The sequence below is a fragment of the Blastomonas sp. UPD001 genome (assembly GCF_003426715.1).
GTDB lineage: Bacteria > Pseudomonadota > Alphaproteobacteria > Sphingomonadales > Sphingomonadaceae > Blastomonas.
Map to the genome: position 1 here is coordinate 974,351 of NZ_QKVT01000001.1, position 21,714 is coordinate 996,064.

The following is a 21,714-nucleotide window of genomic DNA, read 5'->3' on the forward strand; positions in this document are numbered from 1 at the left end:
TTCTCCTGCTTCCAATTCGTTGTGTTTGGGGTCAGCCCCAGTTCAACCCTGCCCCAGTGCGGCGCGCACGGCGGGAGTGATCTTGTCGGGCGTGAGGCCGAAATGGTCGAACAGTGCCTCAGCCGGGGCCGATGCGCCGAAGCTGTCGATCCCGAAGGCCAGCCCGTCGCGGCCGACATAGCGTTCCCAACCGAAGGTCACGCCAGCTTCCATCGACACCTTGAGGACATCGGCGGGCAGCAGATCGGCGCGGTAGCTCTCGGGCTGCGCGTCGAACAGCGACCAGCACGGCATCGACACGACATCCGCACCGATGCCCGCCGCTTCGAGCTGGTCGGCGACAGCGAGCGCCAGCGACACTTCCGAACCCGTGCCGATCAGCACCACCTGGCGCTTGTTGCCCGCGGTCTTGATGCGATAGGCGCCGCGCGCGCACTGGTTACCCTCGGCCTCGACACGGCGGAACTGCGGCAGGTTCTGCCGGGTCAGCGCAAGCACGCTCGGGGCGGAGGCGGACTGCAGCGCCAGCTCCCAGCATTCTGCCGTTTCCACCGCGTCGCCGGGGCGGAAGGTCAGGAGATTGGGCATCATGCGCAGGCTCATGACATGCTCGACCGGCTGGTGGGTCGGTCCGTCCTCGCCCAGGCCGATGCTGTCATGCGTCATCACATAAATGACCCGCTGGCGCTGCAGCGCGGACAGGCGGATCGCGGCGCGGCAATAATCGGCGAACACCAGGAAGGTGCCGCCATAGGGGATGACCCCGCCGTGCAACGCGAGGCCGTTCATCGCAGCCGCCATGCCGAATTCGCGGATGCCGTAATTGACATAGCGGCCGGCATAGTTGGTCGCGTTGAAGACGCCGAGCCCTGCGGTCTTGGTGTTGTTCGATCCGGTAAGGTCTGCAGAGCCGCCGATGGTTTCGGGCAGGCGCGGATTGATCGCTTCGAGCGCGAGTTCGGACGCCTTGCGCGTCGCGACCTTCTGCGGCTCGGCGAGCAGGCTCGCGACATGCTGCGACAGGCTGAACCCTGCGGGCAGTTCGCCCGCCATGCGGCGCTTGAACTCGGCGGCCTTGTCCGACGCGGCGAGACGTTCTGCCCATGCAGAATGCTCGGCAGCCCCGCGCTGACCAAAGGCCTTCCATGCATCGCGAATGTCGTCAGGCACGATGAACGGAGCGTGCTGCCAGCCCAGCGCCGCGCGCGCGGCATCGACTTCGGCAGCGCCCAGCGGCGATCCGTGTGTCGCCGAGGTACCCTGCTTGTTGGGCGCCCCCTTGCCGATGACCGTCGCACACGCGATCAGCGACGGGCGCGGATCGGCGATCGCGGCATCGAGCGCGGCGCGGATCGATTCGGGGTCATGGCCGTCGCAATCGACGACATGCCAGCCCGCCGCAGCATGACGCGCGCGGATGTCCTCGCTGGTCGACAGGTCGGTCGCGCCGTCGATGGTGATGCGGTTGTCGTCCCACAGCACGTTGAGCTGGCCGAGCTTCAGATGTCCGGCAAGGCCCACCGCCTCGTGGTTGATGCCTTCCATCAGGCAGCCGTCGCCGGCGATTACCCAGGTGCGGTGATCGACCAGGTCGCTGCCGAATTCGGCGTTCAGGTGCCGCTCGGCCATCGCCATGCCGACCGCCATCGCCAGGCCCTGGCCCAGCGGACCGGTGGTGCACTCGACGCCGGGCAGCTCGAAATTCTCCGGGTGACCCGCACATGGGCTGTGCAACTGACGGAAATTGCGGATGTCCTCGATCGTCGGGCGCGCATAGCCGGTGAGATGCAGCAGCGAGTAGATCAGCATCGATCCATGCCCGGCAGACAGCACGAAGCGGTCGCGATCGGCCCAGTCGGGCGCGCTGGCATCGAACTTCAGATATTCGCCGAACAGCACCGTGGCGACATCGGCCATGCCCATCGGCATGCCGGGATGGCCGCTGTTTGCGGCCTGAACACCATCCATCGACAAGGCGCGAATGGCGTTGGCGAGATCTTGAAACTGAACGGACATCGCCCCTTGAAACTCCCTGCTGATCCTCGATCAGAGCCTAGATGCCTGCGCGAAAACAGGATTTTGCATATGCAAATGCGCAGGCCGAGTCGGCTTTGGCGTCACCCTTTGGTGTCCATGGTGCACCGCGTCAAGTTCCGCAAAAGCCCCGCTTTGACCAAACGTTGCTTTTGCGGCATTTGTTGATAAGCTCATTCCATGGCAAATGAACGACTTATCCTTGCTATCGGACAACTGGAGCGAGCATTGTCACGGCTGGAATCGGCGCATGTCGGTCTCGCCGAAAACCTTCAATCGCACACCATCGCCGCCAGCGACGAGCTGATCGAGCGTCATGCGCAGCTCAAGGCCGCCGCCGCCGAGGCGCTGGCCGGGATGGATGCGCTGCTGGCCAGGGCGGAGTAACCGCCATGCCCGATATGCGCCTCACCATTGCCGGACGTCTCTACAGCGTCACCTGCCAGCCGGGCGAGGAACAGCATCTCGCGCGGCTTGGCGCCATGCTCGACGCGGCGGCGCGCAAGGCGAGCGCGACCGGCGGGCTCACCGAGACGCGGACGCTGCTGTTTGCCGGGCTGCTGCTGGCCGATGAACTTGCCGAGACGCAGGACCGCGCGGCCGAGGCGCTCGCGGCCAAGGCCGCCCAGGCCGAGCCCGCCGCGCCGCAACAGGGTGATCTGCTGGCGCACGACAACGATACCGAGCTGGCCGCGCGCGCGATCGAGAAGCTGGCAAAACGGATCGAGAATCTGGCGGCGGGGCTTGAGAACCACGGCGCCGCGTCCTAGATCATTGACGGGACTGCCTGGTACGAGCTGCAGAGAACATCCCTGAGGCGATACATCTTCCAAGGGAGCTGTCCCTGTCCTGGCTCCGGCCAGAGGCACACGGCGCCCACCTGACGTTACTGGCGTCAGAGGATATTCCAGCAAACGGCCGAGGCGGTTCCAACCGGTGCCCGAAAGGCGGGCCCCCCTTTCCTTCCAGAGACTTAAGGGTGCGCGCTTGACCGACATCATCAGCCAGAAGCGCGAGATGCGGCGGGCGATGCGCGCCGCGCGCCTTCAGCACTGGCAGGCGCTTCCGCAGACCCATCGTGCCCTTATCTTCGGCCGTCCGCCGCGCGCCATCCTGCCGCTGATCGAGGCGGCGGAGGTGGTCGGATTGTACCATGCCGTGCCTGGCGAGGTTCCGACTCAGCGTTATGCGATGCACCTGCTCGACATGGGCAAGATGATCGCCCTGCCCTGGACGCCCGAGCATGCAGGACCCATGATCTTCCGCCTGTGGACCGGCTCCGAAGAGACGCTGGAAAGGGGCTCCTGGGGGCCGCAGCCGCACAGGGCGATGCCCGAAGTGGTGCCCGATGCGCTGTTCATGCCGCTCGTCGCGTTCGATTCGGCGCTCGGTCGGCTGGGCCAGGGCGGCGGCCATTACGACGGCTGGTGCGCGGCGCATCCCCGCACGCGGCGAATCGGTCTGGCCTGGACGGTGCAACAGGCCGATGCCGTGCCGACCGACGCGCACGACATGCCGCTCGACGCGGTCATCACCGAGCAGCAGGTGCTGCTGCCGATCAACGAGAGAGTTCTGCCATGAAGCCGACCATGCGCAAGCCCGTGGGCATTTTCGCGATCCTAGGCATCATCACCGTCTGGGCGGTGATCGTCGCCAGTTTTTCGAGCGTGATCGGCAACTGGCACATCGCGGTCCAGTCGGTGATCTATTGCATCGCCGGAATCGTCTGGATCGCGCCGATGCGGCCGCTGATGATCTGGATGGAAACAGGCCGCTGGCGGGCCTGATCGCTTCACCGATTTTCGAATGATTTCCAACGCATGCAGGTGACCATTGCGGTGATCTATCACCAGACCAATGGCGCGAGTGACGGGGCTCGAACCCGCGACCTCCGGCGTGACAGGCCGGCGCTCTAACCAACTGAGCTACACCCGCATCGCGTTGGAGCGCTGCCACTAGAAGCGGTCTCGCCGCCTGTCAACAGCCTCTTTCAATTTTTCCCCCGAACCGGCGAAAGCGGCTCGGTCGCAGCGGTTTCGGGGTCGCGCGGCTGCCGCGTGAGCGTGCCCGATTCGAACAGGAATCCGGCAATGTCCGGCTTGCCCGCAGCCGCCACGACGGTCTGGATGATGATCAGCAGCGGCACCGCCAGCAGCGCACCGGTCGTGCCCCACACCCACGCCCAATAGCTCAGCGACACCAGAATCAGCAGCGGGTTCATGGTCAGGCGGCGCCCCAGCACCGCCGGCGTGATCAGATTCGCCTCGACGAGATGGAACACGATCTGGACGCTGGCGGGAATGAGCGCGGTGCCCAGGTCACCGAAGCTCATCAGCCCGCCCAGCGCCAGCAGAATGGCCGCCAGCACCGGCCCCAGATAGGGGATGAAATTGAGCAGCGCGACGATGCCGCCCCACATCGCCGGCGATTCCATGCCGAGCATCCACACCACGATGCCCACCGACAGGCCGAGCAGCAGATTGATGACGGTGATGGTGGTCAGGTACGCCGAGGTTGCGGAAACGACATTCTGGATGACGCGCGCGGTCGCCATCGCGCCGGTGAAGCTGCCGCGGCTGTTGATCGCGTTCTCGCGAAGCTTGGTCCAGCCGGCGAGAAAGAAGAAGATCAGCAGGATAACGAACGCCATTTGCAGCGCGACGGCGGGCGCGGCGCTGGCGAACAGGTCGAGCAGCGATTCGGGCGAGGCGGTCGCCGCCGCCTGCGCCTTGACCATCGATCCCGACACCAGCCGTGTCGTATCGTCGACGAATTTCTGCAGGTCCGAATAGAGATCGATCAGTGGCGCGAGATTCTCCATGATCTTGGGGATCCGATCGGGCAGCCGCAGGAACCAGTCGGTCGCGGGCACCACGATCACCGCGAGCGCGCCGTTGGCGATCGTCAGGAACAGCACCAGGCACAGGAACGCCGCCGCCATCGAGGGCAGACCGCGCCGCTCCATCCATTCGAGCGCAGGCACCAGCGCGATCGACAGCACGATCGCCACCGCCAGCGGCAGGAAGAATTCCGCCCCGGCGCGCATCGCGAAGGGAAAGGCGAGGAACAGCGCCACGCCTGCGATCAGGGCGAGCGCCGCCAGCAGGCGGTCACGCCGGAGTTCATCGGTTACCGTGCGATCGGAAGGGGGTAAAGACATGCGCGACTGGGCCCTCGGCCCGAAAACCGGGCTGTTTCCGGGCTATATCTGCCCGCGCGCCAGCGCACAATCCGGCGCCGGCGATTCCTCTTTCCTGCGAACGCGTTAACCATATGTTGGAAGGTCCGCCTTACCCGTCCTGTCAGCCGGACCTATCCCGGCGGGGGCAAATCGGGGAATTGAATGCTTCTGCGCACCGCACTCGCGCTGACCGCCATGCTGATGCCTGGCGCGGCCCTGGCATCGAGCGATGTCATGACCAAGGCTTCCATTTTCGTGGAGCGAATCGATCCGCAGGGCACCGGCGCACGCCGCGTGCGACTGGAACCCGCGCGCCAGGTCAGCCCGGGCGAACGGCTGATCTATGTCGTCGAATATCGCAACACCGGCAACCGCCCCGTGCAGGGCTTTACCGTGACCAACCCCCTGCCCCGCACCGTGCGGCTCGACGAGACCGTCGATGGCAGCGAGCTGGTCTCGATCGACGGCGGCCGCAGCTGGGGCCAGCTCGGAGCGCTGCGCGTATCGCTCGGTAATGGCAGCTGGCGCCCGGCCAATCCGGAAGACGTCACGCACCTGCGCTGGCGCGTCGGCGACACGCTGATGCAGGGCGAAACGCGGCGCGTGACGTTCCGGGCGATCGTGCGCTAGATTCTGGAAAACCAGTCGGCCGTCATTCCCGCGAACGCGGGAATCCCGCTTGCTAGCAGACGTTCACGAAAAAGCAGGGCCCCCGCATCCGCGGGGGTGACGACACAGAGCCTTCAGGCTCAATTCAATCCGCGAAGATGTAGATCGGCGTCTCGATCCGGCGCTTGAGCGCCTGGACGAAGCTGGCGGCGTCATAGCCGTCGACTACCCGGTGATCGCACGAGATGGACAGGTTCATCATCTTGCGGATGACCACCGCGCCATCGACCACCATCGGCCGTTCGACGATCTTGTTCGGGCCGATGATCGCGACCTCGGGCCGGTTGATCACCGGCGTGGTCGCAATCCCGCCGAGCGGCCCAAGCGAGGTCAGCGTCAGCGTCGAGCCCGACAGCTCCTCGCTCTTCGCCTTGCCGCTGCGCGCCGCCTCGGCCAGCCGCGCGATCTCGCTCGCCATGTCCCATACGCTTAAGGATTCGGCCCCGCGCAGCACCGGCACCATCAGCCCGGCATCGGTCTGCGTGGCGATGCCAAGATGCACCGCGCCGAAGCGGGTGACCACATTGGCCTCGTCGTCGTAGCGCGCGTTGAGCATCGGGTATTCGCGCAGCGTCTTGCAGATCGCGGCGATCAGGATCGGCAGCGCGGTCAGCTTGGGCCTGGACCCGCGCGATTCGTTCATCTCCGCGCGCATCTCCTCCATCTTCGTCACGTCGATTTCCTCGACATAGGTGAAGTGCGGGATATGGCGCTTCGATTCGGCCATGTTCTGCGCGATGCGCTTGCGCATGCCGATGACGCGGATCTCCTCGTCCGCTGCGCGGCCAGGCCCGGCGCGCGTGCCGCCAAAATTCAGATAGGCGTCGAGATCGGCATGGCGGATGCGGTTGCCCTCTGCCGGGCGCACCTTGGCCAGATCGATCCCGAGATCGCGCGCGCGCTGCCGCACCACGGGCGATGCAAGCACCTTCTCGCCACCATGATCGCTCGCCTGCGAAGGCAGGGGCCCATCTCCGGAAGCCGCCTTGGGCACAACCGGCGCGGCGCTCGGAGCAGGTGCAGGAGCCGCTGCCTCAGCCGGCGGCGCCTTGGGCGTCTCGGCCTCGATCACCTCCGGCGAAGGTGCGGCTTCCTCTTGAGCAGGAGCATCCACCGCCTCGCCCTCGGTCTCGATCTCGACCAGCATCGATCCGATCGCGATCACGTCGCCCTCGGCCCCGGCGACCTTGCGGATCACGCCCGAGACCGGCGATTCCATCTCGACCGTCGCCTTGTCGGTCATCATGTCGGCGATGCGGCCGTCTTCCTCGACCCGGTCGCCGACCTTGACGTGCCACGCCACGATTTCCGCCTCGGCAATGCCTTCGCCGATATCGGGCAGGTTGAAGGTATAGGTGGCCATCAGCGTCAGTCCTTCATGATCTTGGCAATGGCGCGACCGATGCGGATCGGGCCAGGGAAATACGCCCATTCGAGGCTGTGCGGATAGGGCGTGTCGAAGCCGGTGACGCGCTCGACCGGCGCTTCGAGATGGTAGAAGCAGCGCTCCTGCACCAGCGCGGAGAGTTCTGCACCGAACCCGCTGGTCCGCGTCGCCTCGTGCACGATCAGGCAGCGCCCGGTCTTCTTCACCGAGGCCTCGATCGTCTCGATATCGAGCGGCAGCAGCGTGCGCAGGTCGATCACCTCGGCATCGACCTTGTTCGCCTCGACCACGGCAAGCGCGACATGCACCATGGTGCCATAGGCCAGGATGGTCAGCCCCTCGCCTTCGCGCACCACATTCGCCTTGCCCAGCGGGATGCGATAATGGCCGGTCGGCACGGCGGACGCGGCATGCTTTGACCAGGGTTCGACCGGGCGGTCGTAATAGCCGCTGAACGGACCGTTGTAGATGCGCTTGGGCTCGAAGAAGATGACCGGGTCATTGTCCTCGATCGCCGAGATCAGCAGTCCCTTGGCGTCATAGGGGGTCGACGGGATCACCGTCTTGAGCCCCGCGACATGGGTGAACAGGCTCTCGGGGCTCTGGCTGTGCGTCTGGCCGCCGAAGATGCCGCCGCCAAAGGGCGAGCGCACCGTGATCGGCGCGATATATTCGCCCGCCGAGCGATAGCGCAGCCGCGCCGCTTCGGAGATCAGCTGGTCGATGCCGGGATAGATATAGTCGGCAAACTGGATCTCGGGCACCGGACGCAGCCCATAGGCCCCCATGCCGACCGCGACGCCGACGATACCGCATTCGCTGATCGGCGTATCGAACACGCGGGTCTTGCCGTATTTCTTCTGCAGGCCCGCAGTGCAGCGGAAGACGCCGCCGAAATAGCCGACATCCTCGCCCATGATGACGACATTGTCGTCGCGCTCCATCATCACGTCGAGCGCGCTGTTGATCGCCTCGATCATGTTCATAGTGCGGGTGTCGCTCTGAGCCTCGATCACTTCGGCCATTTTGCGGCCCTTTCTTCCAGCGCCTGCGCCATCTGTTCCCTGAGATGCCAGGGCAGTTCCTCGAACACGTCCTCGAACATCGTTTCGAACGGCTGGTGCATGCCGTGGCCGAGGACGCCGTTCTTCTCGGCCTCCTTGGTCGCGGCCTTGACCATCTCGGCAAGCTCCAGGTCCATCGCGGCGTGGCGCTCCTCATCCCAGATGCCGAGCGCGATGCAATGCTGCTTCAGCCGGTAAATCGGATCGCCCAGTGGCCATTCGGCGCTTTCCTGCGCGCTGCGATAGGCGGAAGGGTCGTCCGAGGTGCTGTGTCCTTCGGCGCGATAGGTGAAATGCTCGATCAGCGTCGGGCCCTTGTTGGCGCGCGCACGCTCGGCGGCCCAGCGGGTCGCGGCATAGACCGCGAGTGCATCGTTGCCGTCGACGCGCAGCCCGGCAATGCCATAGCCCAGCGCGCGCGCGGCAAAGGTCGTCCGCTCGGCCCCGGCAAAGCCCGAGAAGCTCGAAATCGCCCATTGGTTGTTGACGACATTGAGGATGACCGGCGCGTTATAGACCGAGGCGAAGGTCATCGCGCTGTGGAAGTCGCCTTCCGCGGTCGAGCCCTCACCGCACCAGCAGCTGGCAATGCGCGTATCGCCCTTGATCGCGCTGGCCATCGCCCAGCCTACCGCCTGCGGATATTGCGTGGTCAGGTTGCCGCTGATCGTGAAGAAGCTGAGTTCCGGCACCGAATACATGATCGGCAGCTGGCGGCCCTTCAGCTTGTCGCCCGCGTTCGAATAGATCTGGTTGACCATCTCGACCAGCGGATAGCCGCGCCACATCAGGATGCCCTGCTGGCGATAGCTGGGGAAGACCATGTCATCGCCCTGCATCGCGGCGGCGGCGGAGACCGAGGTCGCCTCCTCGCCGGTGCATTTCATGTAGAAGCTGGTCTTGCCCTGGCGCTGCGCGCGATAAAGCCGCTCGTCGAACGCACGGGTCAGCGCCATGGTGCGCAGGATCTTGAGCAGCGTGTCGGGGGACAGTCGCGGGTCCCAGGGGCCGACGGCATGATGCTGCTCGTCGAGCACCCTGACAAGGCCGAACGCGGCATCGCGCATCTCGTGCGGCGAGATCGCCTCGTCGGGCCGTGCCATGCTGCCCGCTGCGGGGACGACGACATCGCTGAAATCGACCGGATCGCCGGGGCGCGAGCGGGGCTCTGGAACGTGCAGCGCAAGCGGCTGCAGGTTCGTGCGGACGGGACCATCGGCCATCAAATATCCTCTCGGGCAGGCGGGCAAACCGTCGGAAGTGGCTCTTGCTGGCCTTTCGACTAATTGCCCTACCCCGACATATTATTTCAAGATTCGCGATAGGTCAATAGTGCTGCCCTTCACACCGCGACGGGGGCAGCGATATGTGCCTGCGGCGCGTAATCGCGGACCTCGAAATCCTCGATCCGGTAATGGAAAATGCTGTCGGGCCGCCGGTTGATCGTCAGCTTGGGCTCGCCCGAAGGCGCGCGCGCCAGCTGAGTTTCGACCAGCTCCTGATGGTTGAGATACAGGTGCACGTCGCCCCCGTTCCAGATCAGCTCGCCCGGCTCGAGATCGCATTGCTGCGCGAGCATGCGGGCGATCAGCGCGGCGGAGAAGATGTTGAACGGCACGCCGAGCGCCAGATCGCACGAGCGCTGATAGAGCAGGCCGGTGAGCTTTCCGTCGGCGACGAAGAACTGATAGGTCTTGTGGCAGGGCGGCAGCGCCATCCGGTCGAGCTCGGCGACGTTCCAGCCCTCGAAGATATGGCGAGCTGCGGCAGCGCCTCGCCCCAGGCGCCGGGCGCGGACAATGCAGGGTTGCCCGAGATCACGACCAGCGCCTTGACCTGCCCCTCGCCCGGCGTGGCGATTTCCTCGGGCAGCAGCGCGCACGGGAATTCGCTGATCACCTCGGGCCGGTTGCCGATGCGCGAGCGGAAGCGGTCATAGGTGCCCGGCCCCGCCCCCGCGACCAGATCGACCACCGGCGAGGAGAACATCACCCCGCCCTCGCGATCGAGATTGCCGGTGGCGATGTTGAGCAGCTGGATCAGCCAGAGGTTGAGCGTGCCCGCTTCGGTCACCGAAACGCCCATGCGCCCGTAGACGATGGCCGGATCGCCGCTGCCAAGCTTCGCGGCGAGATCGCGGATGACGCTTTCGTCGATCCCGCAATGCGCGGCGAGCGGCGCGACCTCGAAGCCGCGAATCGCCTGCCACGCCGCGTCCCATCCCTCGTCCAGCATCGGGGCGAGCCTGCCCGGCGCGACCAGCCCGGCCTCGTCGAGCGCCTTCAACAGCGCGAGCAGCAGCGCGGTATCGGTGCCGGGGCGGATGAAATGGTGCGCATCGGCAATCTTCGCGGTCTCGGTGCGGCGCGGGTCGACGACGACCACCTGCCCGCCACGCGCCTGCACCGCCTTCAGCCGCTTCTTCACATCGGGCACGGTCCACACGCTGCCGTTGCTGGCGAGCGGATTGCCGCCGATGATCAGCATGAACCTTGTGCGGTCGACATCGGGAATCGGGAACAGTGCATTGTGCCCGTACATCCACATCTGCACCAGCTGGTGCGGGATCTGGTCGAGCGTCGAGGCCGAATAGAGCGTGCGCACGCCCAGCGCCTTGCGCAGCACGCCGGTCTGCGTGCCGGTGGCGTAGTTATGCGCATTGGGATTGCCCATATAGAGCGCGGGCTGGCCGCCGCTCGCGATGATCCCCGCCATCCGCGCGCCGATCTCGGCAAAAGCGGTCTCCCAGTCGATCTCCTGCCAGCCCTGGGCGGTGCGCTTGATCGGGCGGCGCAGCCGGTCGGGATCGTCCTGAAGATCGGCCAGCGCGGTCGCCTTGGGGCAGATATGGCCTCTGGAGAGCACATGATCGGGATTGCCGCGGATCGACACGACCTTGCGGCCCTGCACCTCTACCAGGACGCCGCAATTGGCCTCGCACAGATGGCAGGTGCGCGCGTGGATGCTGATGGCCGATTCGCTCGCCATGATGGTCTCTCCCTGGTCGCTTTGGGCGCAAGGCTATCAGCCGCCCGCCCCCCTGACCAGCCACCGGGAAACCGGCGTTTCCGTAGCGTATGTCAGGCGAGGATGGCAGATGGTCAGGGTCGCTTGACATGGTCAGCGAATCACGACATAAAGTCAGGGTCACATGACAAAAAGTCAGCGTACTGCGACACCTGACAGAAAGTGATCAAGGATGAAGAACCGGCTGAAAGTGCTGCGCGCCGAGCGCGACTGGAGCCAGGCAGAACTGGGCGCGCGGCTCGATGTCTCGCGCCAGGCGGTCAATGCGATCGAGACGGGCAAATACGATCCGTCGCTGCCACTGGCTTTCCGGATCGCGCGGCTGTTCGGCATGGCGATCGAGGAGATTTTCGATGATGGATGCGATGGAGGCAGTCATGGTTGAACAGGATTGGCAGGCGCGCGCCAGGCAGCGGCAAAGGCGCATCAACACCGTCATCGGCGCGCTGTTCGCCGTCGGGCTGGTCTGCGGCTTTCTCGTCGGCTTTTTCGAGGACGACAAGGCCGGGCTGGTCGCCCCCAACAGCATCCCGCCATGGCTGGCGGTCACCAGCGCGATCGTGTTCATCGTCGCGGTCAGCTTTGGCTCGTGGAAGCTGATGAAAGAGTCCGACGAGCACGAACGCGTCATCCACACCAAGACCACCGTGGTCGCCGGCAATGTGATGCTGATCGGCTTTCCCGCCTGGTTCGTGTTGTGGAAGGGCGGCATCACCCCCGAGCCCGATGCGCTATGGCTGTTCATGGCTGGTATCATCAGCAGCATGATCGCCTTTGCCTGGTACAAGTTCCGTTAAACCTGCTCCCCCTACCCCCATCAGAAGAGGATGACCCCATGACCAAGTTGTTGAAGAGCCTGAAATCGGGCGCGGCCACGCTCGCGATTGCCGCCATCGCCACGATCGGCTTTGCCAGCGAGCCGCTGCTGGCGCAGCAGCCGACCTCTGTCGCCGAAGCGCTGGGGGCTGCCCCCGCGCCGGAGCCGAAGGACGTCAACCCGGCGATGTGGATGGTGCGTGACAAGGATACGACCATCTATCTGTTCGGCACCGTGCATGTGCTGCGCCCCGGGCTCAACTGGCTGAAGGGCGACATCAAGACCGCGTTCGACGCCTCGGACGAGCTGATCCTGGAAGTGCAGGAACCGTCGGACCCGACCGCCATGCAGGCAACCGTGAACAAGCTGGCGACCAACCCGCAGGGCGTCACGCTGCGCAGCCTGTTGAGCCCGCCGGTGCTGACCAAATATGAAAAGACGCTCGGCACGCTCAACATCCCGCCGGTGGCACTCGACCAGTACGAACCCTGGTTTGCCAGCGTCACCCTGACCACGCTGCCGCTGATGATGAAGGGCTATGACCTCAACAGCGGCGCGGAAAAGGTGCTGACCAGCGCGGCCAAGGCGCAGAAAAAGCCGCTCGGCCAACTCGAGACGATCGAGCAGCAGCTCGGCATTTTCGACAGCCTGGGCACCAAGGAGCAGATCGAGTTTCTCGACGTGACGCTCGACGGCGTGCCCGAGGTGACGACGCAGATCGACGCGCTGGTCGATGCCTGGGGCAAGGGCGATCAGGCGACGCTCGACAAGCTTATGAACGAAGGCATGGAAAGCTATCCCGGCCTGTACGACGCACTGCTGACCAACCGCAACGCGAACTGGGCCAAGTGGATCAAGGCGCGGATGGAAAAGCCCGGCACCGTGTTCATGGCGGTCGGCGCGGCGCATCTGGTCGGCAAGGACAGCGTGCAGGCGCAACTGGCGAAAGAGGGCATCCAGAGCGTTCAGGTCACCAGCAACTGATCTCCCCGGATCGTGACCTGCCAGGCCCCGTCAGCGCGCTCGCGCTGACGGGGTTTGCCGTTCAGAGACTGGCGTTGCGGAAACAGGCGCGGACTTCGCGGACGAAGATATCGGGCACTTCCAGCGCGGCAAAATGCCCGCCCTTGTCCACCTCGTTCCAGTAAATCAGGTTGCTGAACCGCTTCTCGGCCCAGCGACGCGAGGTCTGGAACAGTTCCTTGGGGAAGATCGTGCCGCCGGTCGGCAGGCTGATCGGATCGAACCCCATTTGCGAGAAACTGTGCCAGTAGAGCCGCGCCGACGAAGCCGCCGAATTGGTCAGCCAGTAGAGCGTGATCGTGTCGAGCAGCGCATCGCGGCTGAAGCCCGAAAACTGGTCATCGCAATCGGACCAGTTGCGGAATTTCTCGAGGATCCAGGCCATCTGCCCCACTGCGGAATCGGCGAGTGCATAGCCGATGGTCTGCGGCCGCGTCTTCTGGATCGACGAATAGCCGCTTTCCTTTTCCTGATAATATTGCATCCGCGCCGCCGCGCGCTTTTCCAGATCGCTCATGTCGCCCAGGGTGGCAGGATCGGGCAGCGCGAGTACCATGTTCGAATGCACCGCCGCGCATGCGCCCAGATTCTGCCGCGCGATCTCCAGCGTCACGCCCGATCCCCAGTCGCCGCCCTGCGCGAAATAGCGCTCGTATCCCAGCGCCAGCATCAGGTCGTTCCAGACCTTTGCGATCTTCGGGATCGACCAGCCGGTCTCGCTCGGCTTGCCCGAAAAGCCGAAGCCGGGGAGCGAGGGAATGACGAGATGGAAGGCGTCCGCCGGGTCCGCCGGGTTGGTCAGCGGCTCGATCACGGCCATGAATTCGAGCACCGATCCCGGCCAGCCATGCGTCATGATGAGCGGGCGCGCGCCCTCATGCTTTGAGCGGATGTGGAGGAAATGGATGTCCACCCCATCGAGTTCGATCAGGAAATTCGGATAAGCGTTGAGCGCCGCCTCGCATGCGCGCCAGTCGTACTGCTTGGCCCAATAGGTCGCGAAATCCTGCACCACGGCAAGCGGAATGCCCTGGTCCCAGTCGTCGACCTGCTCCTTGTCGGGCCAGCGAGCGGCGCGGATGCGCGCGTGAAGGTCGTCGATCGCGGCTTGCGGCACGTCGATGGTGAAGGGGCGTATCTCGGTCATGCCGCAAGGCTAGACCGCGCCCCTCCCCCTACGCAACTCACAAAAGCTCAGACAGGCCGCGCGCCCGATCCCTTGCCGCCGCGATTGGCATATTCCTGCGTGCCGAGGTGATAGACCTTGTCGCCGCCGAGCACCGCCTGGTTGGAATAGGTGAAGCCCGGGGTCAGGGCGCGATACAGGTCGTCGAAATTGCGCTCGACCGTCTTGCGGAACAGCTCTTCGAAGCTGTCGATGACGAAATAGGTCGGCTGCATGTCCGAGATGACATAATCGGTGCGCATCACCCGGTCGACCTCCAGATGGATGCGGTTGGGCGACTGCGCCTCGACCGAAAACACCGCCTCGAGCGGGCCCGACAGGATCCCCGCGCCATAGGCCTTGATGCCGTCGGCCTCGCGGATCAGCCCGAATTCGACCGTGTACCAATAGAGCGCGGACAGCGCCTTCAGCCGGTTATACGCCAGCGCCTTCCACCCCGCGCGGCCATATTCCTGCATATAGTCGGCATAGACCGGATCGGTCAGCATCGGCACATGGCCGAACACGTCGTGGAACACGTCGGGCTCGGAGATATAGTGGAATTCCTCGCGCGAGCGGATGAAATTGCCCGCCGGAAAGCGCCGGTTGGCGAGGTGATAGAAGAAGACGTGATCGGGAATGAGCATCGGCACCGGCACCACTGACCAGCCGGTGATCGCCTGCAATTCCTCGCTCAGCGCCCCGAAATCGGGCACGCCGCCGCGCCCCAGATCGAGCCGGTCGAGCCCTGCCAGGAAGCTGCTCGCAGCACGACCAGGCAGCACGTCCATCTGCTGCGCGAACAGATCGTCCCAGATGGCATGTTCTTCCGAGGTGTAGGCGCGCTGCTGCGGCTCGAGCCAGTCCTCGCCGAGGTGCGACGGGCGCACCAGCGGCGCGACGAAGGTTTTGGCAGGGACATCGGGAATGACGGAATAGTCCATAGCACCGGGCTTGATGAGCAGGCTTTCCATGGCTTTCCCCTGTTGAATGCTGGAGCGGGATATATAACACCGGCCAAGCGAAAAATCCTGCCTCATTCTTGCCCACGGAGCGCACAAGAAAGAAGGTTCTTCCAATTTCAAGCCGGAAACGGCAAATCCTTGCCATGATTGATCTGGACGCAGAAGATATCCGCATCCTGCGCGCGCTGCAGGACAATGGCCGCATGACCAATGCCGAACTGGCCGAAACCGTCGGCATGTCGGCCTCGCCCTGCTGGCGGCGGGTGCGGCGGCTGGAGGCGGACGGGGTGATCCGCGGCTATGCGGCACGGCTGAGCAGACGGGCGCTGGGCCTGGGCGTGCTCGCCTATGTCAGCGTCGAGATCGCCGACCATGGCGAGGCGGTGACGCGAGACTTCGAGGCAGCGGTGGCCGATCTCGACGAGGTCATCGCCTGCCACCAGGTCACCGGCGGCGCGGACTATATCCTCACCGTGGTCAGCCGCGACCTCGACAGCTATGCCGATTTCGCGAACACGAAGCTGCGCCCGATTGCCGGCATCAAGGCGATCAGTACCAGCTTCGTGCTGAAGGAGGCGAAGGCGCAAGGCGGGTTGCCGGTTTAGGGCAGGTTCGGGGATTGGCTGTCAGGGCCTTGGCGGCGAGTTATGGGGAAAAGCTGCCGCTAGCTGTCCACCCTAAATGGATGCTCACGATTGCCTTCGATGAACGCTGTAACCTCGCGAAGTCGCTCCGGATAAGGCTCCACGTGTCGCCAGCCCGTATGCGGGATAAACCTGAAACCGGCTCCCCACAGCAGCTCAACCTTCTTCCACTGCTCCATGTCTGACTTCTTTGGCGCTTTGAACGCTCGCCCCATCAAATGCAACGGCCCGCCGCATTGGGGGCAAATGGCCCTGCTATCCTCAGAAATCTTCCAAGATTTGCGGCAATCGAAGCACGCATGCGCGACCAAGTAATCTGGCCCGCGAGGCCGGACACCAGCATCGGGACCGGGGATAGCTCGGTTCCCAATCGCTTTGCGGATTTCCATGCGCTCAGTTTTCGAGGGCGGATGAACCATATATAGCCAAGTACAGCATTCTACTGATTACCGGAATGGGGTCTATTGCAGAACGGCAGCTTTTTTCCAGCAAGCCGCCAAAGCTGCCACTCCCTCCGCTCCGCCTGAGCACGGTCGAAGGCCCCGCGCCACGGTCGACACAACACACAAAGTCACCCTGAACCCATCGACTACGCTCAGAACAGGCTTGCTTCAGGGACCATTTCTCCCCACGCGGCTTCGGCTGCTGGGGCACGATGGATGCTGAAACAAGTTCAGCATGACGGCTCATTAACCGAATGGTACGCGGAGCATAAGTTTCGTTCTCTATTGCCAGTCAACCAGTCAGTAATCTGCAGGGACCGGCTTTACGCCAGCAGCCTTTGCGCGGGTTTCAGCGCGCGCGAGGGCCGACCGTTTGCCCTCTGTCCGACGCGCACCGCCATTACGGCAAGACACCATAGCCGGCATATCACCGCCCGGGGCCAATGCTGCTTTACGCGCCTGAATGCGCTTCAGATATGACGCGAGTTCAACCGTGTTCATAGATCTGCTGATAGCCCAAGATGGCCGGGATTGCCAGATTCTTCGGCTATTCGCCGCGCCAGATAGTCGATATCCAGCCCATCGGCGAGAGCGAAGAGAGCCTGCGCCTGGTGCAGCATCGACATATCACCGCCAGCAACCTCGTGCTGCCCTAGCCGGTCCGCGATCATGTCCTCGACCGCTGGCAGAACCAGCGCCGCACCATCCCGGACGGTCAATCTGAGACAACGCGCCCGGTCTGCCCGCCCATCGAAATAGCCGCCCGAGACTTGCTCGACCGCAAATTGGGGATGATCGGGGTGATACCAACCACGACCATGCACTGCCTTGTCGTCGTCAACAAAGCCCGCTGCAGCCATCGCATGTTCAAAGGCGGTGTCATTTCCTGCAACGACATCAAAGTCCGCAGACATGAAGGCACCATCGGTATGAATGGCGGCCGCTGCACCGCCTACCAGCACGGCCGGATGGCCCGTTTCGGCCTCATAGGCTGAAAATGCTACTGCCAGCGGAAACAGAGCGGCAAGATATTCAGGCGGCAACGACATGCAGAATATTCCTCAAGCCCCGAGTGCCGTTGGCTGCTTCCTCCGGATGGTGGGACAGTGCTGGAATCAGCTTGCCGGCACAATCACCCCATAGAGATCATGCTCGTCGGTATCCTCGACGAGCACATCGACGAACGATCCCGGCTCCAGCCCTTCCGGCACATCGCGCAGGTAAACATGGCCGTCGATCTCGGGCGCGTCGGCCTGCGAGCGGCCGGTGGCGCCGATCGAGCCGTCTTCCTCGTCGGGCTCGCCGATCTCATCGATGATCACGGGCAATGTGCGCCCCACCTTGGCGGCGAGTTTCGCGGCGCTGATCGCGGCGGTCTTTTGCATCAGCCGCTGGTAGCGCTCTTCCTTGATCTCTTCGGGCACCGGATCGGACAGGCTGTTGGCCGCCGCGCCTTCGACCGGTTCGAAGCGGAAGCCGCCGACGCGGTCCAGTTGCGCCTCGGCCAGCCAGTCGAGCAGATACTGGAAATCCGCCTCGGTCTCGCCGGGAAAGCCGACGACGAAGGAAGAGCGGATGGTGATATCGGGCGCGATCTGACGCCAGGCCTTGATCCGGTCGAGCACCTTGGCCTCGTTCGCCGGGCGCCTCATGCGCTTGAGGACCGACGGCGCGGCGTGCTGGAACGGGATGTCGAGATAGGGGGTGAGCAGCCCTTCGGCCATCAGCGGGATGACCTGGTCGACATGCGGATAGGGATAGACATAATGCAGCCGCACCCAGGGGGCCTTGCCCTCCGCTGTGCGCAATTGCCCGAGCTCGCGCGCCAGATCGGTCATGTGCGCGCGGGCCTGGCGGCCCTTCCACTCGCGCGGTTCGTGCCGGGTATCGACGCCATAAGCCGACGTGTCCTGGCTGATGACCAGCAGCTCGCGCGTTCCCGCTGCGACCAGCTTTTCCGCCTCGCGCAGCACCGCATCGATCCGGCGGCTGGCGAGATCGCCGCGCAAGGACGGGATGATGCAGAACGAGCAGCGGTGGTTGCAGCCTTCGGAAATCTTCAGATAGCTGTAATGGCGCGGGGTCAGCTTGATCCCGCCTTCGGGCACCAGATCGATGAACGCGCCGCGCGCCGGCGGAGCGGCATCGTGCACCGCCTGGACCACGTCCTCGTACTGATGCGCGCCGGTGACCGCAAGCACATCGGGGAAGCGCGCGCGGATGACATCGGCCTCGTTACCCATGCAGCCGGTGACGATGACGCGGCCATTCTCGGCCATCGCCTCGCCGATCGCCTCGAGGCTCTCTTCCTTGGCGCTGTCGAGAAAGCCGCAGGTGTTGACCAGCACGACGTCCGCGCCGGCATAATCGCCGGACATCTGATAGCCATCGGCGCGCAGCTTGGTGAGGATGCGCTCGGAATCGACCAGGGCCTTGGGACAGCCGAGCGAGACCATGCCGACTTTCGGCGGGGCGGGAATAGTGATGGGGCTGGACATGATGGCCGGGCGCATAGGCGTTTTGCGCGGCTTTGTCATCGGGGAAGTCTTGGGCGGAGATTGGAAGCGTTTGCGATAGTGGCAACTGCAAAGCGCAACGTCCCTCGACTTCCCGGCAAGCCGGGAAGTTTATCCTGAGCTGCTGGCTTGCCAGCCCGCCGAAGGGCTCGGGAAAGCGGGAAGGTTGGCAAAGGGACTAAACTACTAATCCGTTTGTCCCGAGCGAAGTCGAGGGACGTATGCGCTAAGGTTGCGGGCCGGGCGATCCCACATCAAACAGCACCCGCCCCACGGTATAGGCCGCGAGCGCGCCCGCGAGCTGCGACACGATGAACAGCGGCACATCGTGCGGAGCGATTCCGGCAAAGCTGTTCGAGAGCGACCGCGCCACCGCGATGGCCGGGTTGGCAAAGCTGGTCGAGCTGGTGAACCAGTATCCTGCCACGATATACAATGCGACCGCCGCGGGCACATTGTCGGGACGGTATCGCACCGCGCCCAGGATCGTCAGCAACAGCCCGAAGGTGGCGACGAACTCGCCCGTCCAGTTGCCGATCCCGGCGCGCGCCTTGGTCGAATATTGCAGGATCGGCAGGTCGAACATCAGATGAGTCAGCCAGATGCCGATGATGCCGCCCGCCAGCTGGACGACGACAAAGGCCAGAGCCTCGCGCGTCGCGATCTCCCCGCGCAGCCGCATCACCAGCGTCACCGCCGGGTTGAAATGCGCACCCGAAATCGGCCCGAATATCGTGATCAGCACATAGAGGATCGCGCCGGTCGCCAGCGTGTTGCCCAGCAGCGCGATGGCGACGTTCCCGCCCGCCAGCGCCTCAGCCATGATTCCCGAACCGACGACACAGGCGAACAGCAGCGCCGATCCCAGCCCTTCAGCGATCAGCCGCCGCGTGCCCTGCCCCATGTGTCGCCCCCTCGAATCGCCCGATCGCTGCCAGCCGACGCTGGAGCACCTGAGGATCGCCTGCAAGGTCCAGTTCCAGCAGCGCCTCGATCCGCGCCCGCATCTGCTCGTACGCGGTCTCGAATGCCGCGCGCTGGCCGTCGCCCTCGACCGCAGCCGGATCGGCAATGCCCCAGTGCGCCTTGACCGCGCGACCGGGGAAGATCGGGCAGACTTCCCCTGCGGCATTGTCGCACACGGTGATGACGATATCGATCGGCGGCGCGCCGGGCGCGGCGAATTCGTCCCAGCTCTTGGACCGGAAGTCGCCCGTGATCCCGCGTTCGGCCAGAACCTGCAAAGCCATCGGGTGCGGCGCGCCCTTGGGGAAGCTGCCCGCCGAATGGGCCTGGAGGCGCCCGCCGCCCATATGGTTGGCGAGCGCTTCGGCCAGGATCGAGCGCGCCGAGTTGCCGGTGCACAGGAACAGGATGCTGGTCATGGTGCGTGGGCCGCTCACATCGTCGGGCAGCAGGTGTTGGCCGGCGCGCTCAGGGCACCCTTGGCCAGCGGGCCGGGGTCGCCATAGACCGTCGCCTCGCCATCGGTGTAGAAGGCTTCCCATACGATGCCATTGGGATCCTTGACCCAGCTCTTTTCCGAGCGGGCATAGCAGCAGGTGGTCCTGCCTTCTTCCAGCACCGGCTGGTCGGCCTTGGCGAGCCCGGCATAGACCTGGGCCAGTTCCTCCGTATTTTCCGCCTGAATGCCGAGATGCTCGATACCCTCGCTGGCACCGCAGCCGGCGACCGAGATGGCGAAATTGACGCGCGGATCGTCGAGTTGCCACTTGGCGTAATCGGGCTTCACCACCGTCGGCTCTGCGCCGAACATCGCAGAATAGAAGGCGATCGAGCCATTGAGATCGCGGGTCTTGGCGTGGACGTGCATGCGCTTCATCGGTCTTCTCCTTGGATGGGCGGGTTCAGCAGCCGGAGCCCCGGCAGCAATTTTCGGTGAGGAAGCCGACCAGCGCTGCCATCGCGGCGAAGTCGGCGGAATAGATGAGCGACCGGCTCTCGCGGCGCTGCACGATCAGCCCGGCCTGCATCATCTGATTGAGATGGAAGGACAATGACGAGCGCGGGATTCCGAGCCGGTCTGCCAGGTCACCCGCGCTCACGCCCTCGGGGCCGGCCTCCACCAGCAGGCGGAAGGCGGCGAGCCGATGCTCCTGCGCCAGCGCGGCAAGCGCGGCGATGACCGCAGCGCTGTCGAGCGCGCGGACGTCTTCGGACGGAGAAAGGGGCGAACAAGGGGCGAGCGTCGATTCCATATTTCCAATATTATGGAAATAAAACCGTCTGTCAACCCGTCGCAGGGTAAACCTTTCGTCAACCAATTTGCCGCAATTTTGCCGCGATGGCCCCCCGCTCTGTCCCCTTGCCCCTTCTGGCGATGGCCGCCGCGTTGTTCATCGCGGCGCCGCCCGCGAACGCACAGGAGCCGCTGCTGCAATGCGTGCCCTATGCCCGGCAGGTCAGCGGCATCCAGATCTATGGCGATGCGCACAGCTGGTGGCAGCAGGCGGAAGGAAAATATGCGCGCGGTCAGCGGCCTGCAGTCGGCGCGGTGATGGCGTTCAAGCCCTATCGCTCGATGCAGCTCGGTCATGTCGCGACGGTCGCCAAGGTGATCGACAAGCGCCGGGTGCTGCTCGACCACGCCAACTGGTCTCCGATCGACGGGCGCAAGGGCCAGATCGAGCGCAATGTGCTGGCCGAGGATGTCTCGAGCGCCAATGACTGGAGCGAGGTGCGCGTCTGGTACGCGCCGATCGGCGGGCTCGGAACCACGCGCTACCCGGTGCACGGCTTCATCTACCCGCAGGGGCGC

The 21,714-nt window shown here is 64.6% G+C and carries 23 protein-coding genes, 1 tRNA gene, 1 other RNA gene and 2 pseudogenes; 11 read left to right on the forward strand and 16 right to left on the reverse strand.

What is annotated here, in order from left to right:
- Nucleotides 1–42: 42 nt before the first annotated feature.
- Nucleotides 43–2,016 (reverse strand): transketolase, encoded by a 1,974-nt coding sequence (tkt, locus tag DM995_RS04770; RefSeq protein ID WP_116968663.1) that lies wholly within the window; start codon nucleotides 2,014–2,016, stop codon nucleotides 43–45.
- A gap of 198 nt (nucleotides 2,017–2,214) precedes the next feature.
- Between tkt and DM995_RS21130 the strand changes: the two genes are divergently transcribed.
- The 5 genes from DM995_RS21130 to DM995_RS04790 all read left to right on the forward strand — a co-directional run bounded on the left by DM995_RS21130 (nucleotide 2,215) and on the right by DM995_RS04790 (nucleotide 3,821).
- Nucleotides 2,215–2,421 carry a hypothetical protein gene (locus DM995_RS21130; RefSeq protein WP_157973077.1) on the forward strand — a complete coding sequence of 69 codons (207 nt, stop codon included), beginning with the start codon at nucleotides 2,215–2,217 and terminating at the stop codon, nucleotides 2,419–2,421.
- A gap of 5 nt (nucleotides 2,422–2,426) precedes the next feature.
- Complete coding sequence (locus DM995_RS04775) at nucleotides 2,427–2,804, forward strand: cell division protein ZapA (protein ID WP_116968664.1); 378 nt, start codon at nucleotides 2,427–2,429, stop codon at nucleotides 2,802–2,804.
- A gap of 7 nt (nucleotides 2,805–2,811) precedes the next feature.
- A non-coding RNA gene (gene ssrS, locus DM995_RS04780) (6S RNA) lies at nucleotides 2,812–2,968 on the forward strand.
- Nucleotides 2,969–3,021: 53 nt separating this feature from the next.
- The gene (locus DM995_RS04785; RefSeq protein WP_232824065.1) at nucleotides 3,022–3,615 is read left to right on the forward strand and encodes a 5-formyltetrahydrofolate cyclo-ligase; all 594 of its coding nucleotides are present in this window, start codon (nucleotides 3,022–3,024) and stop codon (nucleotides 3,613–3,615) included.
- Entirely contained in the window at nucleotides 3,612–3,821 is a 210-nt protein-coding gene (locus tag DM995_RS04790; protein WP_116968665.1) for a DUF2842 domain-containing protein, read from the forward strand. Before DM995_RS04785 ends, DM995_RS04790 begins: the two co-directional genes overlap by 4 nt.
- Before the next feature lie 71 nt (nucleotides 3,822–3,892).
- On the opposite strand, the gene DM995_RS04795 is transcribed toward DM995_RS04790, so the two are convergent.
- Both DM995_RS04795 and DM995_RS04800 read right to left on the reverse strand, forming a co-directional pair.
- Nucleotides 3,893–3,969 (reverse strand) — tRNA-Asp (locus DM995_RS04795).
- Nucleotides 3,970–4,024: 55 nt separating this feature from the next.
- Nucleotides 4,025–5,194, reverse strand: coding sequence for an AI-2E family transporter (locus tag DM995_RS04800; protein WP_023837718.1), 1,170 nt, complete (start codon nucleotides 5,192–5,194; stop codon nucleotides 4,025–4,027).
- Nucleotides 5,195–5,377: 183 nt separating this feature from the next.
- Between DM995_RS04800 and DM995_RS04805 the strand changes: the two genes are divergently transcribed.
- Nucleotides 5,378–5,845 carry a DUF11 domain-containing protein gene (locus DM995_RS04805; protein ID WP_116968666.1) on the forward strand — a complete coding sequence of 156 codons (468 nt, stop codon included), beginning with the start codon at nucleotides 5,378–5,380 and terminating at the stop codon, nucleotides 5,843–5,845.
- Nucleotides 5,846–5,969: 124 nt separating this feature from the next.
- On the opposite strand, the gene DM995_RS04810 is transcribed toward DM995_RS04805, so the two are convergent.
- The 5 genes and pseudogenes from DM995_RS04810 to DM995_RS04830 form a co-directional block, all read right to left on the reverse strand.
- On the reverse strand, nucleotides 5,970–7,247 hold the full coding sequence (locus tag DM995_RS04810; RefSeq protein WP_116968667.1) for a dihydrolipoamide acetyltransferase family protein: 1,278 nt from the start codon (nucleotides 7,245–7,247) through the stop codon (nucleotides 5,970–5,972).
- A 5-nt stretch (nucleotides 7,248–7,252) separates the two neighbouring features.
- Nucleotides 7,253–8,257 carry an alpha-ketoacid dehydrogenase subunit beta gene (locus tag DM995_RS04815; protein WP_066275415.1) on the reverse strand — a complete coding sequence of 335 codons (1,005 nt, stop codon included), beginning with the start codon at nucleotides 8,255–8,257 and terminating at the stop codon, nucleotides 7,253–7,255.
- Nucleotides 8,258–8,283: 26 nt separating this feature from the next.
- A complete protein-coding gene (locus DM995_RS04820) occupies nucleotides 8,284–9,558 on the reverse strand; it encodes a thiamine pyrophosphate-dependent enzyme (protein WP_198669255.1) in 1,275 nt (424 codons plus the stop codon).
- 119 nt (nucleotides 9,559–9,677) lie between these two features.
- A pseudogene (gene thyA, locus DM995_RS04825) lies at nucleotides 9,678–10,097 on the reverse strand (thymidylate synthase); the annotation flags it as partial.
- 107 nt (nucleotides 10,098–10,204) lie between these two features.
- Nucleotides 10,205–11,323: pseudogene (locus tag DM995_RS04830) on the reverse strand (molybdopterin-dependent oxidoreductase); the annotation flags it as partial.
- A 211-nt stretch (nucleotides 11,324–11,534) separates the two neighbouring features.
- Between DM995_RS04830 and DM995_RS04835 the strand changes: the two are divergent.
- From DM995_RS04835 to DM995_RS04845, 3 genes are read left to right on the forward strand one after another with little or no spacing between them, the layout of a single operon-like run.
- A complete protein-coding gene (locus DM995_RS04835) occupies nucleotides 11,535–11,747 on the forward strand; it encodes a helix-turn-helix transcriptional regulator (RefSeq protein ID WP_116968669.1) in 213 nt (70 codons plus the stop codon).
- Nucleotides 11,740–12,159 (forward strand): hypothetical protein, encoded by a 420-nt coding sequence (locus tag DM995_RS04840; RefSeq protein WP_116968670.1) that lies wholly within the window; start codon nucleotides 11,740–11,742, stop codon nucleotides 12,157–12,159. Before DM995_RS04835 ends, DM995_RS04840 begins: the two co-directional genes overlap by 8 nt.
- A 38-nt stretch (nucleotides 12,160–12,197) precedes the next feature.
- Nucleotides 12,198–13,163, forward strand: coding sequence for a TraB/GumN family protein (locus DM995_RS04845; protein ID WP_116968671.1), 966 nt, complete (start codon nucleotides 12,198–12,200; stop codon nucleotides 13,161–13,163).
- Between the two features lie 61 nt (nucleotides 13,164–13,224).
- On the opposite strand, the gene DM995_RS04850 is transcribed toward DM995_RS04845, so the two are convergent.
- Both DM995_RS04850 and phhA read right to left on the reverse strand, forming a co-directional pair.
- Nucleotides 13,225–14,349, reverse strand: a complete 1,125-nt coding sequence (locus tag DM995_RS04850; RefSeq protein ID WP_116968672.1) for an epoxide hydrolase family protein — start codon at nucleotides 14,347–14,349, stop codon at nucleotides 13,225–13,227.
- Nucleotides 14,350–14,396: 47 nt separating this feature from the next.
- On the reverse strand, nucleotides 14,397–15,311 hold the full coding sequence (gene phhA / locus DM995_RS04855; protein WP_116970334.1) for a phenylalanine 4-monooxygenase: 915 nt from the start codon (nucleotides 15,309–15,311) through the stop codon (nucleotides 14,397–14,399).
- Nucleotides 15,312–15,475: 164 nt separating this feature from the next.
- Here phhA and DM995_RS04860 point away from each other — a divergent pair, with 164 nt between their 5' ends.
- A complete protein-coding gene (locus DM995_RS04860; RefSeq protein ID WP_196490324.1) occupies nucleotides 15,476–15,937 on the forward strand; it encodes an Lrp/AsnC family transcriptional regulator in 462 nt (153 codons plus the stop codon).
- A gap of 979 nt (nucleotides 15,938–16,916) precedes the next feature.
- On the opposite strand, the gene DM995_RS04870 is transcribed toward DM995_RS04860, so the two are convergent.
- The 6 genes from DM995_RS04870 to DM995_RS04895 all read right to left on the reverse strand — a co-directional run bounded on the left by DM995_RS04870 (nucleotide 16,917) and on the right by DM995_RS04895 (nucleotide 21,154).
- The gene (locus DM995_RS04870; protein WP_116968673.1) at nucleotides 16,917–17,468 is read right to left on the reverse strand and encodes a hypothetical protein; all 552 of its coding nucleotides are present in this window, start codon (nucleotides 17,466–17,468) and stop codon (nucleotides 16,917–16,919) included.
- Between the two features lie 66 nt (nucleotides 17,469–17,534).
- Nucleotides 17,535–18,932, reverse strand: coding sequence for a 30S ribosomal protein S12 methylthiotransferase RimO (gene rimO / locus DM995_RS04875; protein WP_502696600.1), 1,398 nt, complete (start codon nucleotides 18,930–18,932; stop codon nucleotides 17,535–17,537).
- A gap of 229 nt (nucleotides 18,933–19,161) precedes the next feature.
- The gene (locus DM995_RS04880; RefSeq protein WP_116968674.1) at nucleotides 19,162–19,839 is read right to left on the reverse strand and encodes an aquaporin; all 678 of its coding nucleotides are present in this window, start codon (nucleotides 19,837–19,839) and stop codon (nucleotides 19,162–19,164) included.
- Complete coding sequence (locus DM995_RS04885) at nucleotides 19,808–20,320, reverse strand: arsenate reductase ArsC (protein ID WP_116968675.1); 513 nt, start codon at nucleotides 20,318–20,320, stop codon at nucleotides 19,808–19,810. Before DM995_RS04885 ends, DM995_RS04880 begins: the two co-directional genes overlap by 32 nt.
- A gap of 14 nt (nucleotides 20,321–20,334) precedes the next feature.
- Nucleotides 20,335–20,778, reverse strand: coding sequence for an ArsI/CadI family heavy metal resistance metalloenzyme (locus DM995_RS04890; protein ID WP_116968676.1), 444 nt, complete (start codon nucleotides 20,776–20,778; stop codon nucleotides 20,335–20,337).
- A gap of 25 nt (nucleotides 20,779–20,803) precedes the next feature.
- Nucleotides 20,804–21,154, reverse strand: coding sequence for an ArsR/SmtB family transcription factor (locus DM995_RS04895; RefSeq protein WP_023838039.1), 351 nt, complete (start codon nucleotides 21,152–21,154; stop codon nucleotides 20,804–20,806).
- Between the two features lie 122 nt (nucleotides 21,155–21,276).
- Between DM995_RS04895 and DM995_RS04900 the strand changes: the two genes are divergently transcribed.
- On the forward strand, nucleotides 21,277–21,714 hold a 438-nt coding region (locus DM995_RS04900), incomplete at its 3' end, for a CHAP domain-containing protein (protein WP_232824068.1).